Here is a 19,539-nt window from a genome sequence, read left to right as displayed (position 1 = left end):
CAGCACAGATGGCCGTCCTAAGGATGGCCTCTTTCTTTATTAATTTCAGTTCAGGACATTAATAAATTTACTGTCACTTTACCTATCCCACTGAGTTCAGAAAACAACCTTCTGTAGCTGTTTATCATTTGTTCTCTGTCCAAATCACAGTCAACTTCTGACAGGACGTAATGAATCGCCACGGATAATCTAGACACTTCCGAGCCGTTGATAATACTGGTTTTCATATTCTGTCGGTGACATCTGATCGCTAGAACCATGCCGACGCTTACTGTTATAAAACATTTCGATGTAATCAAAAATATCGCTGCGGGCTTCTTCCCGCGTTCCGTAGATCTTTTTCTTTATCCGTTCGCGTTTCAGCAACTGGAAAAAGCTTTCTGCAACCGCATTATCATGGCAGTTACCGCGACGGCTCATGCTGCCCTCCAGGCCGTGTGATTTCAGGAACGACTGCCACTCATGGCTTGTGTACTGACTGCCCTGATCCGAATGAACCAGCACCTGTTTTTGGGGATTACGCCGCCATACAGCCATCAGCAGTGCGTTCAGGACAATGTCCTTTGTCATCCGGGATTGCATGGACCAGCCGATAATTTTGCGTGAGAACAGATCAACAACCACGGCAAGATATAGCCAGCCTTCGTGGGTCCTGATGTAGGTTATGTCCGTTACCCAACGCTCATCCGGAGCATCCGGATTGAACTGTCGCTGGAGCCTGTTGGGCGACACGATACTGGCCTCGCCTTTACGTGCCCGCGGGCTCCGGTATCCGACCTGAGCCTTTATCCCGACACGTTTCATCAGTCGCCAGACTCTGTTCACTCCGCACTGTTGCCCGCTGTCCCGCAGATCCAAATGGATTTTGCGATAACCATAGACGCATCCCGATTCCAGCCAGAACTGTTTAATCTGTCCTGTCAGTCTCAGGTCTGCCTGATGGCGTTATGAATGCGGCTGCTGAAGCCAGGCGTAAAAACCACTGGGATGAACATCCAGCACCCGACAGAGCAGGCGAACAGGCCAGCAACAGGTGTTGTCACGGATAAAGGCGTACCTCAGTCGGACAGCTTTGCGAAGTACGCCGCTGTAGATTCAATCTGTCAACGCAACACCCCTTTCAATTATCTCTTTCGGTGTTTTGAACTTCAGTGTCTTTCTCGGTCTGTTGTTTAGCTGAGCTGCAACCTGATCCAGCTCATGTTGAGTATATTGGGCAAGGCATGTCTTTTTGGGAAGGTACTGGGCTTTGTTGAATAAATCAGATTTAGATCGAACCTGTCTGTAGTGAGTTGGGTTTTCAGGCGATACGCACGCTTTCTGGCATTCCGGCCTTCGTCATTTTGTTCAACGCACGCACTATGGCCAGAGCCTCTGCTACCTGACCATCATAGTCACGCAACGTCAGTGAACCTCCGAACAGCTGCTTCACCCTGTACATCGCCGTTTCCGCTATAGAGCGACGGTTATAATCTGTGCTCCATTTCCACCGGGCATTGCTCCCGCTCAGACGCTGATTCGCAACGGCACGGTTGCGGTCTGCGTATTCACCGGGCCAGTAACCCGCTCTCTTTCGCAGAGGGATGAGGGCGCTGATTTTCTTACGACGTAGTTCATCGTGACATAACCGGGTGTCGTAAGCACCGTCCGCTGCGGCTGACCTGATTTTTCGATGAGTCTGCCGGATTAGAACCGGGAAGGCCTCTGCATCAGTCACGTTGTTCAGCGACAGGTCAGCACAGATGATTTCATGCGTTTTCGCGTCAGCGGCCAGATGTAGTTTTCGCCAGATACGCCGGCGTTCTTTGCCGTGTTTTTTGATTTTCCACTCACCTTCACCGAAGACTTTCAGTCCCGTGGAATCAATAACCAGATGCGCTATTTCACCCCGGGTTGGCGTTTTGAAACTGACATTAACTGACTTTGCCCGTTTACTGACGCTGCTGTAATCAGGACAGCGTAACGGAACGCCCATCAGGGAAAAAATGGAATCAATGAAGCCCTGAGCAGCCCGCAGGGTGAGCCGGAATACGCGCTTAATCACCAGGACGGTCGTAATGGCAAGGTCGGAATAGCGCTGAGGCCGCCCACGTGATGAAGGCGTTGCTGAGTCATACCATGCCCTGACAGCTTCATCATCCAGCCAGAAAGTTATGGAGCCTCGGTTGATAAGGGCTTTGTTATAAGAGCGCCAGTTGGTAATTCTGAACTTCTGCTTTGCCATGGGACTGCCGGTGTTGTCAGGATGATGCGTGATCTGATCCTGCGATTGAGCAAAAGTTCGATTTATTCAACAAAGCCTGGCCCCGGTCGTTATCAGCTTTTTTCAGTGGCTGTACAAGACCAGACTCACCAGCGATAATACGATACTGGCTTGGTCAGTACGGATTGCTTTCACTGTAACCGGGGTTATTTTTCATATTATTCTTCGCCGGGTATTCACACCGGAACTGGACAGAATAAAGAAACGCCTTGTTAAAAAAACCACCCTTGAACGTGAATTGCGCACTGATGTCCGCACCGTAAAATCCCTGCTGCCGGAAACACTGCATTATGATCCGCTGGATTATATCGACCTGAATAAAGGCATCTTTACTGGCATGGACAGGGAGAATGAACCAATATATCTCCCGTTAAAAGACTGGCAGAAACAACATGCAGATATTATCGGCACCACAGGGGCCGGAAAAGGGGTTGCCACCGGCATATTGCTTTACCAAAGTATTCTGGCCGGTGAAGGTGTGTTTGTTATGGACCCCAAAGACGATGAATGGGCACCGCATCTTTACCGCAAAGCCTGCGAGGATGCAGGCAAGCCTTTTGCCTTAATTGACCTGCGAAAACAGCAATACCAGTTAAACCTGATTGAAGATATTACGCCAGATGAACTGGAAGAACTGTTTGTTGCAGGGTTCAGTCTGGCGGAAAAAGGACAGGAATCGGACTTCTATCGTATAGATGACCGAAAAGCCGCGCGTATGGCCGCGCAATTTGTCAGTGATAACACATCGGCAACAATCCGTGATGTTTATAACGGTGACTACGTTCAGAGCATTGCCGAAAAAATCAAAGCCTTTTTCGGTAAGATTGAGGAACTGGCCTTACTCAATGCCATTAATTCACCGGAGGGTTTTTCACTCAAGAAAATATTTGATGAAGGTGGCTGCTGTTATGTTATCGGCTCCATGCGAAACAGCAAAATCATTACCGCCCAGCGCATGTTGCTGGTTCGCCTGTACCAGTTAGCAGAAAAGCGCGATCGAGTAACAGACGTACCCCGCCCCATTGCTATTTATCTTTCCGAACTGAAATACCATTTATCCAGGCCAGCGCTGGAAGGTTTAGGCGCGGCGCGGGATAAAGGCGTCCATATTATTATGGACCACCAGTCCATTGCCGATTTAAAAGACTGCCCGGCAGATTTGAAAGGCGAGGCGGTTGTCGGCGCTGTGGTAGAAAATGCAAAATTCAAACTGGTTTACCGGGTTATGGACCCGGATACAGCAGACTGGATAGCGAGAATGTCAGGCACTATTCTGGTGGATGACGAACTCCGTAAGGCTAAGACGGATAATATGCTGACGGAGACCATCGACAGTGAGCGTACAATCCGCCAGGCCGAACGTTTCTTTATTGACAGCAATATGATCCTCAACCTGCCCGATTTTGTCAGCTTTATCTTCACGACAAAAACGCCACCTTCTGCTTCACTGATTTCACCGATAAAGGTCAGAAAGCGTCAGCTAAAAACCTTTTCGGTTTCCCCTGATATTGCCGCCGCGGCAGCACCGGTGAAAATCGCGCTGGATTTTGGCGAGGATGATAAACCAGCCATGCCGGTTGTAATGACAACGCACCCGGCTCTTTTCTTCGACGAAATCGAAGTAAAACCGGTAAAGCCGAAACCTGATGATGAAGAACACCTGTCCCCGCTGAATTTTTAAGGAGCGGTTATGCTGATTTCGTCCTTTCACGAGCGCCAGACGCGTAATAGCGAAAAAATAAAACAACTGCTGAACTTCCTGAAAGAAGAAACTTATAGTGATTTTAAAACGCTGATGCAGTTATTTGTTTTCCGGGATCATAAGTCGCTTTATTCGCTACTGGCAAAAACGGAGCAAATGGGGTTAATCCAGAAGCATGTGCTTGAATCACGAACAATGAAGATTTCATTATGGGGGATCACCAGCGACGGGCTGGCGGTGGTGTTAACCCCGGATGATAAAATCTTTCCTGCTCGGTTTGAACCATCAAAAATCACCGGCTGGACGCTGGAGCACCATCTTGATAATCAGGCCGCCAGACTTATTCTGGAGAAGAAAGGCGCTTCGGGATGGATTAACGGCGACCGGGCCACCTTTCTCAGCCAGTATCAGGTAAAACATCGCCCGGACGGGTTACTGACCCTGCCTGACGGTAACGTTATTGCCATTGAAACCGAGCGCCGCCTGAAAACCAAAGTCCGCTACCAGTCGATTATTGCCAGCCATTTACTGGCGAGGACCCGGAAAGACTGGATTTATGTTTTTTATGTTGTGCCTGACCCACAGAAAAAACGGGCACTTGAGCTACTGTTTACAGCATCAGGCATGTCATCATCAACCACCAGCACGTCCCGCTGGAAGAACGCCACCGCCGTGTGTTTCGCATTTATACCCTTGATGAACTGAAACGCCTGTCATTAGACAGCTATACGTAAGCTTTTACACAGGCCATCATGGTGGCCTCACCGGCCTGGCGGCGATACCGCCAGGCCAGAAATTATTTATTCCTCTGCGAGGCGCAGACTGTCCGGTACTCGCTGTGCTGCGTGCTGCGTTCCGCCTCAGTCTGCGCCTTGCAGCGTTGCCGGTTAAAAACCATGTAACCGCATTCCCTTGCGGTTGTCCGGCTCCGGTCTCAGAGTTTATCCATCAGATAACGATGCGCTTTAGAGGCGGCGCTGGCCGCTTTGAAAATATAGCGCCTGTCGTTTTTCAGCGCTTTCAGCCAGGAAGCAATATAGCTTTCATGTTGTACTTCTCCCTCAATCCCAAGATCCGCCATCAGAAAGGCGCTTCCCAGCTCTGCCATTAATTCCTCCTCCGCGTAATCTGCACTGCCAAACTTCCCTTTCATTTCACGGTTCAGGCGTTTTTTGCCACCACTCCAGTGAACCAGCTCATGCAGGCCGGTAGCGTAGAAATTCGCCGCATCCGAAAACAGATGGCGCTCCGGTAGCCAGACTTCATCTTTTGATGGGCTGAAAAAGGCATGTTGTCCTTTCTCGATGATGTTTGCGCCGCTCTTCCTGAACAGGTTTTCAGCCTGGGGCAACGGGTCAAAGGTTGCTTCCGGGATGACCGTTTCAGTTATCAGGGGCAGGTCATCAATTTGCTGAACGTTAAACACGGTGAAAGTTTTCAGCATCGGGATATGGTCGATTTCTCCGGCATCGTTTTTCTTTTCTAGTGTGGTATAGAAAATAGCTGTTGTGCCACGTTCACGCGTGCGAACCTGTCCACCGGCTGCCTGTGCCTGTTTGTAGGTCATCCAGCGTGAATCGCTGAAACCCTGTTTTGATGCACTGCTCCACAGCAACATGATATTCATGCCACTGTAGGCTAAGCCGGTGGCGTAATTAGATGGCAATCCAGACATGCCGGATACACGCTGCCACGGGCAGGACCAGGGTTTAACACCGGCTTCCAGCGCTGCAATGATGTTGTCGGTAACGGTCTGATAAATATCCTTTCTGTTTTTAGACAATTTCGTTTTCGAGGAGCCTGACGGGTCCAGCGGGGATACGCTGGCCGCCGCTGCGGTGTCAGGGGCGCTTGTCCGGGTGGTATGCAGGGAAATTGTCATGGTTTTTCTCCGTCAGTATGTGATTTTCGTCTTCGTATCGCCTGACGGTTCGTTTTCCCGGCATCGTTCTGTCCTGCAAGGGCGCAGAATGCGTGCCATTTACCCTTGCGGGACGGGGTGTGCTGGGAAACGATTAACCGGAAGCCGATGCTGGAACGAAAAGCGCATAGGAGAAAAACTTGCTCCTGCATAGCTGGACGTAGCGTCCCTTATTCAGCAGTGGTGAAAAGCAGATTTGATAGTGTTGAGTCGGGGACTGGCACTGACAGGAACTTCATGTAGGTGTTAGCATGCTTTACTACCGGACGAGACGATCCTGCTAACCGGGGGCGGTTTGTTCTTAAAATGTCTCGTTCCGGCATCAATCACTACCGCGTCCCTGCCGTCTGCTTATTGAGCGCCGCGTACAGTTTATTCACGATCACCCACAGTGAGTGATTTATTGAAACAGGCCACAGCGCCGTAACCGCGGACATCATATGCCATAGAGGCGATCTGTTTTATTTTCAGTTCCCCTCTATCTGTATGCGTTTATGCAAACTGACATGCCCCCAGTATTATGTTGAAAGGGGCAGACCTGCCAGCCTGCAGGCGTGACGTTGCGACAGACCCATTGCCTCACACATGACCCCGCTTATGGTCTGTCGTCAGAACTTTCGGCTCAGAGCCACCTGCAACGCTTTTTTATCTAGCATGAATTCTGCAAGCAACTCATTGAGACGGGCGTTCTCTTCTTCAAATGACTTAAGGCGTTTCACTTCAGGCATTTCCATGTCATCAAACTCTTGCCAAGTTTAGAACGCAGCCTTAGAGATAGCGTTCTTACGGCAAAGCTCCCGGGCAAAAACTCCAGCTTCAACTTCGCGGAGGATACTGATGATCTGTTCGTCGGAAAAACGTTTCTTCATTATGATGTCCTCATGTGACTAATGAAAACATTACTAACATCGGTGGATGTTAATCAACGGCGAGCAGGTCAAAGCCACCGGTTGATGTCTTTTATAACAGTAGGTTATAAAAAATTGATAGCTCGATATGTATTGAGCCTCAAAAAACACCTATTCGATGGCAAGCTTTAAGAAAAGGTTCTTTAAGGAAATTACACTCAGCATAAGGCTTCTTTTTCGCTTGACGTGCTAATGTCCTCATGAATTCGGTAGGACTCAAGCCCTCCTCCTTCCACTCATCTAGTACCTGAGTAAGCCAGTATTTACCGTCATTTTCTGCACAAACTTTGGCTTTATAACGTTCTTCAATACCGTACAAGTCTTTCCATGTTTCTAGTTCCTCCTCCAGCGTATCGGGACCGAACTGTATAATAATATCAGCAGGCTCAAGCGCATCGATATTTGCATGCTGTAAAGTCATCTGTAATTGAATTAAATGAACCACTGAGGCAAATGGATTGAAGGCCTTACGTCGAAGAGCGCCGCTCTGAATAGGGTCTTTGGATAACTTATATGTGCTATTGCACTCATGACAGGCCGGAGCAAGATTATGGAAATTTATAGAATTAAATGGGTATAAAGCTTTGGGCAAATAGTGATCATAGGCCTCGCGCTTGCTATGGTTACCACCCTTTATATCTCCAATACCACAAAAAGGACATTTACCTGCCTTGTTCACAGTTGTAAAAGATTGATAGTGATCATGTATATCACCGATCTTGGCACGCAGTACAGCGAGATCAAGCAGTGACTGTGAGTATAAGCCCTTAAAAAAAACAGCAAGCTGTTCTGCTATATCTTTGTGGTGAATGGCAATATCGGAATAACGGACAACTTGTATTGAAGGGTCATTAGCACATATTTTTTCAAGATCATTATTCCCTTGATACCACTGTTTAAACTGATCGATTTGTACCTCAGTCAGTGATGAAAACAAGCCATAAATTCTCTCTACATGCTTATAAAAGAAAACAGCACCTTGTGTATCCGAGGAAAAAAAATCCTCCATCACTTCATACAATTCTGCATTAGTTTCAAACAGTTTAAGACAAAAAGGTCCTCTTACCCGCGCTTCGCACCATACCTCATAAAAAATAAAATCAATGAATGCCTGCATCTTTTCCATTTTGTGTGGCACATAGGTATATGAAAACAGCATCAGTGCTAAACCTCGTCATTCGTTGGATTGTCGCTATCAAAAATAGCCTTGAGGAGTAATACTTTTTCCACCGAGTCACCCAATTGTTCATCAATTTCTGTGATCAGAGTTTCCTTGTCTTCAATGCCTTCGTCAAAACGTCTGCGTAAATCATCCAGTACTGCTTGCGCATGGCCACCGATAGTTTCACGTTTCCCAAAGGTATTCATAGTAATTTTATTGATTGATGCACCAAGTGTGTTGTATTTAGGTATGCTTATTGTGACCCTACCGCTAGATTTATCCTTAGAAAACACCAGTACTTTTTCAGGTTTACTATCTGAAATAAGGAAAGGTGTATGAGTAGTGATCAACATTTCCTGCTCCACATTCTCAGTGTTACATAAACATTGGCGCATCCGGGTGATAAAACTGGCACGCCAATGTGGGTTGAAATGAGTCTCCGGTTCGTCCAGAAGAAACAGGCTGTTGGTTTCTCTAAACAGTAAACATAGACCTAGGCTATGAAGCAATTGGTGTTCACCGTCCGAGAGTTCCTTGAGCATCATTGGCTCTTCAACTCCTTGTTTAGTAAAACGCACAAACTTGAAGCGCATAATTCGTTCGTCGGACGCCAACGTTGGTACCGTTTCACTGACATAATGACTTGTTGAGCGATACAGATCAGTTTTGAGATTATCACTCACCTTATACAAATTGAGTGTCAGCAATACCTGGAACGCCTGGAATAGAGCCAGTGCCGAACCATTAAAATTTTCGCGAAAAGCCTGTCGAGTAGCATCATTAACCCAGTAGTCCAGAATTAGAGTGTCGTTAGACTCGTCCTCGTAATACAAGCTAGCGCAGCGTTTAAGCGCGCTGACTACTAAAGAGGATTTGTCATCCCCTTCCAGCAGCTGCATCAGGTTTAAGTGGTAACTTTGACCACTTTCTTCATCCATATTCACATGCAAAGCGGGGTTACTATTCAAAATGTCATCAAGTGATTGGTGCTGGTTTTTATCCTCGCTGGCAAAAGAGGTCAACTGTTCCGGCGCAAGAGGAATACTACGACGGATAATAATACGAAACTCCCGCAACGCCTCTATACCAACATCCTCACGGAAAGGTTGAAGCGTGGTTTCGTTTTGAAAAAGTAGATTACAAAGTAAAATAGCTTGGCTGAAACCACTGTCAAGATAAGCCAACCTCGACTCCGGATGGCCAGAGTAGCTCAGTTGTCGCGTCAAGGCATTCCAGTACTCGTCGAACTGTACAAAGCGCATTTTGAAAAACGGTAGACTGAGAATTTCATTCTCGCCAGACGAGTAGCCCAACACATATTGAGGCAATAGAATATCGGCATGGCTTCCCTTGAAAACTTCATAAGCGTTTGTGTCAAAGTCACTCTGATTTACCCAATCGAAACGCACAGACTCTCCGTTATTTTTCCTCACTGAGACTTTTGCCCATTCTTGTCCGCCAGAGATACGAAACTCTTCTGGTACTCGAATTAGATAATCCAGCTCAAACGCGACTGGTGATAAATCATGATCGGTACTTTGCAGTACCTCCGGCAAAAAACTTCGACGGACCCGCAAAATTTCCAACTGGAAGAAGATAGCTGCTAATGCTTCAAGCAGATTGGATTTACCACTGCCGTTACGACCAGCACATACGAAAGGCGCAAAGCCTTCATGTTGATCCAATTCTTCCTGTAAATCCCATTCGGTTCTAAAATAGTGTTCAAAACCGCAGGGCAGACTACGGAAGCCGGACGGATCAGAGATTTTTAGGCGTAGTAACTTCATACCAAAACTGCCTTAATTTCAATGCAATTGTCAGCGTCATTGAATACCTGCTTAAGTGCACCAATAGCCTGAGCTTTGAACACCCAAGCTTTGATATGCTCATAGTCACTTTCACCAAACTTAGAATCAACGTCCGGATATAATTCCGCCAGCCGTGCTTGTGCCGTCATCATGAACTCATGTACTGAAAACGATGAGTTGCCCAATTGCGCTGTATAGGCCTCTAGCCATTCCTCGATCAGTGACTTGCGAGCCTCTGCATTATCCAACGCGGATGGTAAGCTATTAGTTACGGGTAGATAATTACCCACTGCTATATGTTGTACGGCTTCACCGTGTTCAGCGGCTTCCTCTTCACCTGATACGGGGGGGAATATCTGTGTTGGAATAGGCACACGTGAAAGTTCTAATTCCCCTTTGAAAGCCTGTTGGCTAACAACATCATACAGGGACTCAAGATCAGCAAGACTTTGCTGATAGCGAAATTTAATAGCATGCGCTTTCTCTACAATAGTAGCGAATTTATTTTGTAACTTCAGTGGAGGCTTAAGAATTGGAATGGCCCTTAACTCTTGGGCATTAATGTTAGCCATACCAATAATATTACGACAAAGATTAAATAATTTGTTTTTTCCAAACTTTGAGTTCAGGTGCCCCCATACAAACCAAGGGTTAGTTTGTCGATCGAACCTAACACGAATGAGATAGCCAGCAATAACAACGGTTTCATCTCGATCGTAAACCGCCGTTTTACCAACCAATTCTTTTGAATTGGTCCGATTGAAAACGAGATCTCCTTTCTGTAGTGAATATTTATCTAGATCCTTATTATCTACATCGATATATTTAAGATTCTCAAAATCCCAATAACCATCCGGAGTAATGTTATTCATCCGTATGTATTTATATTTTCCACCTTGCGCTGATACACTTGTCCCGTATCTTACATCGACAGCTAACTCACCTATTGTTGTTAGTTCCCATCCTTTTGCATTTTTTACAGGATCACTAAACATCTCGACGAATACACTCTTTAGTAGGTCATCTAGGTATTGCAAAAGTTGTTTACGCTGTTCAATTAGCCCTTCTACCTTGTCCAATAAATTAGCTATACGAGCCTGATCATTGATGGGAGGAAAAGGGACTTCCAAACTAAGAAAATCAGACTTCGTCAGACTACGTCTACGTGCAACAACCCCTTGCATACGAGATGCATAAAGACGCCTTGCCTCGGATGAACGCAGATAACGCTCAAGGTAAGGAATATGGCATACCGATTCATCCTTGAGTTTCCAGATACCATAAGCTGGGCTAACGATTCCTACCGGATATTTTGTCTGGAATCCAAGAACTCCCTCGTCAATAGGAAACCCAACAACAAGTTCGTTCTTGTATACAATACGATATTTAGACGTGTCTGAACTGGCAATCCGCTTCTTGAATTTATCTGATTGGTCAACCAAACCATTTTTCATGGTTATTGATAGGACCGGAAGCTCTCGATTGCCTGCACGGTGGTGACCGGATTGAGTTAATATGTCACCAAGGGGGATTGTCATTCTATTCATACTATCATCCCCTTTAACTCCAGTAGCTCGTACAATATGCCACTTTGTACTTTATTCAGCACCTTCTTATCCACATTCCCCACTTCTGATTGAATTAGTCGTTCCAGAATAACTTCTGGCTGTTCGTACTTCACTTCTTCAAATATTTCTTCCTTATAGCGAGACAGCGAAAGGTCGTAATTCTCCGCTTCAATATCTATTCTTGGCACCATAAAACACTTAGCTGTACGATCTGTGTCAGACGCCTCATCACGGGAATGATATTTTTGAATGATGTCTTGCAGGTCGCCGTAGCCTTCAAGCTTATTTCGTTTGTCATCCAATGAGTAGCCATCGGAAGACATCTCATAAAACCAGACATAATCGGTAGCAGGTTTGGAAATTTTATCCCCCGGCCCGAAAACTTTGGCGAACAATAAAATGGCAGTACTTACTCCAGCGTAGGGTTTAAACACTCCACTGGGCAGAGTAATGACAGCCTTGAGATCACAGCGCTCAACTAAAGTTTGCCGTAGTTCTTTGAATGCCTTGCCCGAGCCAAACAATACCCCTTGAGGCACAATCACACAGGCGGAACCGCCCTTTTTCAGCAAACGATAGATGTTCTCAACAAACAAAAGTTCGGTTTTAGTGGTTGAGAGTTTCAAATTCTCATTAATATCCCCCCTGTCTATACTGCCAGTAAAAGGCGGGTTTGCTAGCACTATGTCATATTTGGTTTCTTCACTATAGCTCTTGCTTAGTGTGTCCTGATAATCAATATGCGGCTCATCAATTCCATGCATCATTAAGTTCATTAGGCCTAAACGCACCATAGTAGCGTCTATGTCATAACCATACAGATTCTCTTGCAAAAGGATCCGGGCCTTTTTGGTCAGAGCGGCAGTCACAGAAGTGCGAAAGAAGCCATCTTCATCATGAGTAGATCCTTTTGAATTATCTCTTTTTGGGTTTTGAGATAAAGACAACTGAGTAAGGATGTACTGGTAGGCACCTAACAGAAACCCCCCCGTACCGCAGGCAGGGTCGGCGATACGTTGTCCCAGTTGCGGCTGAACCAGATCTGCCATCAATTTAATAATGTGGCGTGGTGTGCGAAATTGTCCGTTCTTGCCTGCGGTGGCGATTTCCGACAGCAGGAATTCATATACATCTCCTTGAATGTCTTGGAAAGCTTGACCTTTTTCTTGTGAATCCCTTTTCATCATCTCGAAGATTTCGTCAATGGCCTTCACTGCCTCCACCAACAATGCTGACTTTGGGATAATGAATACTGCGTTTTTCATGTGATGAGTGAAGTTAGATTCAGCACCATTCAGATCTTTCAGAAAAGGAAAAACTTTGTCTCGCACATGTTGCAGCATTTCTTCGGGCTGCAATTTCTTGAACTCGCTCCAGCGAAGCGTGCGTTTATCTATAGGGTGTTGTTCCGCAACAGGGCGGTTTCTTTCCTCTGGTGGAATCCAAGTACCAGCAAACTTAGAAATGTGTTTCTCACTACTAGTTTCACCTTCGTCTTGCCTTTTATGATCGAGTTCATCTAGCCGTTTCATAAACAACAGGTAGGTAATCTGTTCAATGGCTGTGAGCGGATTGCTGATGCCGCTGCTCCAGAATTTATCCCAGAGGCGTTTGATCGCGCTTTGGAGGTCAGGGTTGTTTTGTAGCATGTGGCTGGGTTCTCGATTCAGTCTTAATTGAGGTGCTTAGTGGCTGGCAGTTTACTCTTTTTTCAGGACATTTTCCTTTCTTAAGGTGGCAACATACCAGCCCATTTTAGTTGCACTATGACATAACTATATGTTTTTTTAGTAAAAAAAGCTTAATTAGTAACAGTATCCATAATGTTCTTTCGGCTATGAGTCTCAGTAAACCACTAAATAATAAGCGTTATATTCTATCATAATGAGATAAATCAGACAAAAACCCATTACTAAAGTAATTTAAAAGTGTAAATGTCTGACAAGCTCTCGAAAAGAGGTTATCCAAAACCGTAGCGCTACCAGCACGCCCGCTAAAATACTCACTAAATTCAGTGCCAAAAAACATCGCCATTCACACAGGATATCCGACATGAAATGTATACTCCAACTCTGAACGATTTGTGTAAGAGCGGACGTTATCAACACTGCCCTGTGATGTCTGTGGGGCACTTCCTGTGTAGATTGATTTTTCCAGACAGTAAATTCAGAGTTTTTCTTATGCTTAACAAGTAAGCATCCCGCCACTCATTAGGCAGATAAAGTGCTATCCATCCTAGTTTCATACGCAGGGTTACCATCCGATCATAACGCCGCCTCTGCCTGTTCTACTTTACTGCAGTAATAAGCATCACATCTAAGCTTTGGTGCATACTCATTCGGTATTGGTGGTCATTATGGTGGTCTTGACAGGGAGAGTAACAAGCTTTAGCTTATTTATTAGCCAGTTATTGGCAAAGGCGATCCCAGTCAGAGGAGCCAAATTAGAGAAACCAGATGTCTACTGACGTCTGGTTTTTTGCTTTCTATCAGTTGGTTATCCCTTCTCTGGACTGCCCTCAGACCGTAACGGTGTTCACTGGAAGATTATCTGAAGCCAGAGTTGTACTCTTGCTGTTTGATGGGCTTAAAGCCCAATTCAGAGAAGATAATGAGGAATTAATCGACTGCCCCATCTACCCTGTTGCGTCGCTCAGTTGCTGCCTGCCAGCGTAAAAGTGGCAGATACTAGTAAAGCTGTATTCATTTTAAAAACTGTGTAGGATCAAAAAACTCACTGCACTGAGATTTTCATTCAGAACAGTTAGTGGTGTTGTTTTCCCTGGTGTCGGCAAAGTCATTAACGTGCAGTCGGACGAACCCAACTGATTTTATCTTTGGTTTAAATTTCAGAATCATCAATGGGCCAGGCATTAAAGCGAGCAAAGTAATCACCAACACTGGCGTGGATTTGGTGAGATAGGCCATGAAAAATTCCTGCAGGAATGCCAACTATCGTTTCAACGACTACCAGCCCCTTAATTGTCTGCTGACTGACGTAGCCTTCTATCCTTTCAGCACCCCTGCACACCGACACATGCTACTGCACTTCTGTACCGCAAAATGCACATTCTGACATGCTCTTTTCTTCGCCAGATTAACTCTAAGCCATTGATATGATTGATCTCAGCAAACCGGCTGTCATATCATTTTCACCGATCAAATTCACAACAAATGACAGTTGTTAGCTATCAATAATAATTCATCAATCGCTTTATACGATCAATTACAAATCAACTCCCGACTTTTAATTGTTAAATCCTATCAATATATAACCACTGATCGATTCCAGACATCAATAAGTTAATGAAATGTAAGATTAGTTGACTGATTTTGCACTTCGAAAGCAGGCATCTGCTAAATCAGTCTGTTTCTGAACCGGTACCTATCTCAGAACACGTACCTTCCGTAAGTAAATGAGACCTCTTTATAGCAAGCTGTCTGCCCCTGTGGCACACTTAACCCTTTCTAAAGCATACGGAACCTGCTTAATGTCTGAAAATCTTCCTATCTGCGTTTTTACCGAAGGCCGCATCTCCCTTCCTGACAGGTATCAGGACCGCACCGTTAATGTCTTCACCCTGCCCGGTGAGAACACGCCTGCCTTTAATATCTCCCGCGACTCGATGAATGATGACGAAACGCTGTCGGCTTATATTGGCCGGCAGTTAACCCTGATGCAGAAGCATCTGAAAGGCTGGAAGCAGACGGAACGGGTGTCTGTTGTTCTCGGCGATAACCTGTTGCAGGGTGAATGTGTGCATGCCAGCTACCTTCATGACGGTAAACGGGTCTTCCAGCAACAGGCGGTATTTAACACGTCTGAGAACCATATTCTGGTGTTCACTATGACCTGCACCGCGATACTGACGGACGGGGAAAATCAACAATTTCAGGCGCTGCTCTCCGGCTTTTGTTTTAACACCTGACAATAAGGAACGTTGTTATGTTTGAAGCGGCACGCGTGGGCGATGATATCGGCCATTCTCATGCGCTGGCAGGGATGATTGCCGGAACGATTGTCGGTGGGCTGATTGCGGCTGCCGGTGGTATTGCCGCCGGGGCAATGATGATTGCCGGTCTCGGTGCGTCCTGTCTCGGCATTGGCGTCCTTCTGGTCGGGGCCAGCCTGGCGGTGGGATACCTGACCGGTGAACTGGCGACGGCAGCACGGGACAGTATCGCGGATGCGGGCGCGGCCAGCATGCAGAAGGAAGGCGTTATCGCCACCGGCTCTCATAACGTGTTCATTAACGGCAGACCTGCCGCCATTGCGACCAACAGCATGGTGGAATGCGCTAAGGACGGTGGTTCACAGCAGATGGCCGAAGGCTCCTCACGCGTATTTATTAACGGCCTGCCTGCTGCCCGTACAGGTGACCAGACCACCTGTGGCGGCAAAGTGATGACCGGTTCAGGGAACGTGCGCATTGGCGGTGAGCCGCAGCCGACCCTGCCCATACAGTCTGAAGTCCCTGAAAAACTGTATAAAGCCTCTGACCTGACGTTGTTATTTGCCGGGCTTATCGGTGGCGCAGGGGGTGCCGCGAAGGCCGGGGCGCTGGCGAAGCTGTTCAGTAAAATTCCGGGTATCAACAAACTGGCCCGCATCGCCTGCCGCGCTGGCGTGCTGATGACCGGTGCCGCTGCCGTGGGTATCATCGCGCGTCCGGTGGATATTGTCAGTGGGCAGAAGTTTCTCGCGGGTGATGACGAGCTGGACTTTGTATTACCCTCCCGTCTGCCGGTGGTCTGGCAGCGTTACTGGCGCAGTGGCAATCCCGGCGACAGCGTGCTGGGCCGTGGCTGGTCACTTTTCTGGGAAACCCGCCTTGAGCGGTATCAGGACGGGCTGGTGTGGCGTGCGCCTTCGGGAGATTACATTTCCTTCCCGATGGTGCCAAAAGGAGAGCGAACCTTCTGTGAAACCGAGAAACGCTGGCTGGAACACCATCAGGACGATACATGGTCAGTGTATGATATCAGCGGCGAGCGCTGGCATTACTCATCCCTGCGGGACGATTCCCCTTCCCTGCCGCTACGCCTCACAGAACCCTGTGGTAACGATATTCTTTTTGACTGGAACGACGACCATACCCTGCATGCGCTCACCGACAGCGCCGGGCAGCGCGTGGTCTGCCGCTACACAACCGTCAGCGGACAGGTTCGCCTGACCGGGGCCTGGCTGGATGATGAAGTCTGCCTGGTCAGCTACGGCTTCGATGATAAGGCCAGGGTGATTAGCGTCACCGGACGAGGCGGTCAGGTACGCCGGCGTTTCAGCTGGTGTGACGGCCGGCATGGCATGGATTTACTGCGCAGCCATGAGGACGGCAACGGTCTGCTGAATGAATATCTCTGGCAGAACATTGACGGTCTGGCGCGCGTGGTGGCGTACCGCAACAGCGCGGGTGAGCAGCTTGATTTTCATTACAGTTTTATAAACGGCACCCGCCGCGCCACCCGCGAGGATGGCGTACAGGCAGACTGGCTGGTTGACGACGATAATAACGTCGCCCGTTTCACAGATTATGACGGTCGCCAGACCAGCTTTGTTTACCGCGACGGTGAGTTGTGCGATGTCATCCTTACTGACGGAGCCATGCGGCGCAGCCAGTGGGACCGTTATGGCCGCCTGACGTCAGAGACCGACCCGGCAGGCCGCACCACAGAGTATTACTGGTTTCGCAACACTGACCGCATCGCCCGCACGGTTTTCCCGGATTTAACCGCCACACAGGCGACATATGATTTAAACGGTCGCCTGCTGTCGGAAAGCAACGCACTGAATCACACCACCACATACCATTATCCTGACGACGAAGAAACGCTGCCGGACCGCATCACCGATGCCAGTGGCGGTGACGTGCTGCTGGAATGGAACCGCCAGGGGCTGCTGACACAGCGCACCGACTGCTCCGGCAGCGTCATCCGCTTGACGTATGACCGCTTCGGCCAGCTCCTGAGCAGTGAGGATGCGGAAGGTAACATCACCCGGAGGGAGTGGAACGACGCCGGTCAGCTTACTGCGATTATCCGTGCCGACGGCAGCAGGGAAACGCTGCTGTGGAACGAACACGGGCAGCTCACCGCCTGGCGTGACCCGCTGGAAAGCGAAGTGTCCTGGACGTATAACCGCCTGGGCCAGCCGCTCAGTCAGACCGGCCGCAACGGTATCATGCGCCGCTGGCACTATGATACAAGAGGCAATCTGCTGCGTCTGGAAAACGGCAACGGCGGTGAGTACCGCTTTACGTATGACCCGACAGGCCGACCGTTGAGCGAAGTCCGCCCTGACGACATCATCCGGCAGATGGAATGGAACGAACGGGGACTGCTTACCACTCTTATGGAAAGCGGCAGACCGGACAACGATGGCGGCATTCCCCGGCGTGTTCAGCAGTTCAGCTATGACAGCAGCGGACTGCTGACCACCCGAACAACCCGCGATGCCCGGTACCATTACCAGCGTGACAACAGCGGGCAGCTTACCGGCCTGACGCGCACACCGACCGCTGATGGCGTGGAAAAAGGAATTGAAGCGGATGATATTCAGTTTACCTTTAACGCGGCAGGAAACCTGCTCACTGAACAGGGGGTGAACGGTGAGCTGCATTCTGCGTATGACGTTCTGGGTAATCTTACCGCGCTGACCCTGCCCGGCGGGCAGCGGATAAGCTGGCTGCACTACGGCTCCGGTCACGTCAGTGCCCTCCGCTTTAATCAGCAGACGGTCAGCGAATTCACCCGCGACCGCCTGCACCGGGAAGTGTCCCGCACTCAGGGAACCCGTGAACAGACCCGCCAGTATGACAGACTGGGCAGACGTACCCTGCAACGCAGTATCGGCGGCTTAGCACCCGACCTGCCGGAACAGGCTATCTTCGAACGCGCCTTTAACTACACAGGGCGGGGAGAACTCTCTGACGTCAGTGACACGCTGCGTGGCAGCACGATTTATGGCTATGATGAGGAAGGTCGTCTTCTCAGGCATTACGAAGCCCGTCCGGGTCACAGCACCCGGACGTTCCGCTACGACGCTGCGGATAACCTGCTGCCGGATAATGACCTGTCTGCCCTGCCGCTGCCGGATAACCGTCTCACGCGCTGGCAGGATCTGTTTATGAAATACGACTGGTGGGGAAACCTGGTCAGCCGCCACAGCGGCCTGTATGAACAGCATTACGAATACGACGCGGAAAACCGACTGATAAAAGCAAAAGGCAGCGGACCGGAAGGTGGCTTCACGGCGCACTACCATTATGATGTGCTGGGCCGTCGCATCCGTAAAACCGTCACCACGCAGCGTGGCATCACTGAGACCCGCTTCCTGTGGCAGGGCTTCCGACTGTTACAGGAACAGCAGCATAACGGTCAGTATCAGACATACATATACGACCCCAAAGAGGCATACAGCCCGCTGGCGCGGGTTGATCATTTACGCGACGACAGTCATGGAGATATTCTCTGGTTCAGTACCGACCTTAACGGTGCACCGCTGGATGTCACTGATGAACAAGGCCAGCTCCGGTGGAGCGGACGTTACGGCAGTTTTGGCGAAGTTACCCGGCAGACGGAAGGTTTTCACCGACTTGCACGGCAAACTGCCCTGCACCATCAGCCGCTGCGCTATGCCGGGCAGTACGCTGACAGCGAAACGGGACTGCACTATAATCTGTTCCGGTATTACGATCCGCAGATTGGACGCTTTACGGTGCAGGATCCGATTGGGCTGGCAGGTGGCTGGAACCTTTATCAGTATGCGCCGAATCCGCTGGGCTGGATTGATCCCTGGGGATTAGCTAATAGGCCAAATAATGGTGAGTATCATATTTTTCATGATTATTCACTTGATCCGCAATATAGGTATTCTAGTGATGCAGTCCAATTTAACAGGGCCAATGTAGATTTTGTTCAGAAAATGGAAGCGGACCCGGCATTCCGAAAAGATATGCTTAACCGATATCCAAAACTGGATGACTGGCTCAAAAATGGAGATATGAGTAGAAGTCCTTCAGGATTAACATGGCATCATCATGAAGATATAAACAGACTGACTCTGGTTGATAGAGCAGATCATAGATTTAACCATGCTTTATATCATCCAACTGGTAAAGGTGGACGTGATATATGGGGAGGTGGAAAAGCTGGGCGACAAGGAAAGCTTGATGGCCATAGTGGTAGGAAAATTTGTAGCTAAGACTTAAA

General features: G+C 48.3%; 9 protein-coding genes and 5 pseudogenes. 4 read left to right on the top strand and 10 right to left on the bottom strand.

Going from position 1 to position 19,539, the window contains the following annotated elements:
* Window positions 1-189: 189 nt before the first annotated feature.
* From AC4PCC_RS08255 to AC4PCC_RS08245, 3 genes and pseudogenes are all read right to left on the bottom strand, one after another.
* Window positions 190-1,083 (bottom strand): annotated as a pseudogene (locus AC4PCC_RS08255) (IS3 family transposase); the annotation flags it as partial.
* 12 nt (window positions 1,084-1,095) lie between these two features.
* Window positions 1,096-1,245: pseudogene (locus tag AC4PCC_RS08250) on the bottom strand (IS30-like element IS30H family transposase); the annotation flags it as partial.
* A gap of 55 nt (window positions 1,246-1,300) precedes the next feature.
* On the bottom strand, window positions 1,301-2,224 hold the full coding sequence (locus AC4PCC_RS08245) for an IS5 family transposase (protein WP_492127030.1): 924 nt from the start codon (window positions 2,222-2,224) through the stop codon (window positions 1,301-1,303).
* A 61-nt stretch (window positions 2,225-2,285) separates the two neighbouring features.
* Between AC4PCC_RS08245 and AC4PCC_RS08240 the strand changes: the two are divergent.
* Together AC4PCC_RS08240 and mobC are read left to right on the top strand one after the other, a co-directional pair.
* Window positions 2,286-3,944: pseudogene (locus tag AC4PCC_RS08240) on the top strand (type IV secretory system conjugative DNA transfer family protein); the annotation flags it as partial.
* A 9-nt stretch (window positions 3,945-3,953) separates the two neighbouring features.
* Window positions 3,954-4,699 (top strand): annotated as a pseudogene (mobC, locus tag AC4PCC_RS08235) (MobC family replication-relaxation protein).
* 200 nt (window positions 4,700-4,899) lie between these two features.
* On the opposite strand, the gene AC4PCC_RS08230 reads toward mobC, so the two are convergent.
* From AC4PCC_RS08230 to AC4PCC_RS08200, 7 genes and pseudogenes are all read right to left on the bottom strand, one after another.
* The gene (locus tag AC4PCC_RS08230) at window positions 4,900-5,847 is read right to left on the bottom strand and encodes an ArdC family protein (RefSeq protein WP_492127029.1); all 948 of its coding nucleotides are present in this window, start codon (window positions 5,845-5,847) and stop codon (window positions 4,900-4,902) included.
* Between the two features lie 560 nt (window positions 5,848-6,407).
* A pseudogene (locus AC4PCC_RS08225) lies at window positions 6,408-6,755 on the bottom strand (transposase); the annotation flags it as partial.
* A gap of 139 nt (window positions 6,756-6,894) precedes the next feature.
* Entirely contained in the window at window positions 6,895-7,953 is a 1,059-nt protein-coding gene (locus AC4PCC_RS08220) for an HNH endonuclease (protein WP_492127028.1), read from the bottom strand.
* 5 nt (window positions 7,954-7,958) lie between these two features.
* Complete coding sequence (locus AC4PCC_RS08215) at window positions 7,959-9,743, bottom strand: restriction system-associated AAA family ATPase (protein WP_492127027.1); 1,785 nt, start codon at window positions 9,741-9,743, stop codon at window positions 7,959-7,961.
* On the bottom strand, window positions 9,740-11,311 hold the full coding sequence (locus AC4PCC_RS08210) for a restriction endonuclease subunit S (protein WP_492127026.1): 1,572 nt from the start codon (window positions 11,309-11,311) through the stop codon (window positions 9,740-9,742). The genes AC4PCC_RS08215 and AC4PCC_RS08210 overlap by 4 nt, the downstream gene beginning before the upstream one ends.
* A complete protein-coding gene (locus tag AC4PCC_RS08205; RefSeq protein ID WP_492127025.1) occupies window positions 11,308-12,981 on the bottom strand; it encodes a type I restriction-modification system subunit M in 1,674 nt (557 codons plus the stop codon). Before AC4PCC_RS08205 ends, AC4PCC_RS08210 begins: the two co-directional genes overlap by 4 nt.
* 1,101 nt (window positions 12,982-14,082) lie before the next feature.
* The gene (locus AC4PCC_RS08200; protein ID WP_492127024.1) at window positions 14,083-14,259 is read right to left on the bottom strand and encodes a hypothetical protein; all 177 of its coding nucleotides are present in this window, start codon (window positions 14,257-14,259) and stop codon (window positions 14,083-14,085) included.
* 563 nt (window positions 14,260-14,822) lie between these two features.
* On the opposite strand from AC4PCC_RS08200, the gene AC4PCC_RS08195 reads away from it, so the two are divergent.
* Window positions 14,823-15,260, top strand: a complete 438-nt coding sequence (locus AC4PCC_RS08195; protein WP_492127023.1) for a DcrB-related protein — start codon at window positions 14,823-14,825, stop codon at window positions 15,258-15,260.
* Window positions 15,261-15,277: 17 nt separating this feature from the next.
* Window positions 15,278-19,531 carry an RHS repeat-associated core domain-containing protein gene (locus tag AC4PCC_RS08190; RefSeq protein ID WP_492127022.1) on the top strand — a complete coding sequence of 1,418 codons (4,254 nt, stop codon included), beginning with the start codon at window positions 15,278-15,280 and terminating at the stop codon, window positions 19,529-19,531.
* The last annotated feature ends 8 nt before the right edge of the window (window positions 19,532-19,539 follow it).

Source organism: Erwinia sp. L03-1 (genome assembly GCF_058686115.1).
Note: the sequence above shows the minus strand (reverse complement) of the source record. Positions and strands in the feature narration are given on the sequence as shown.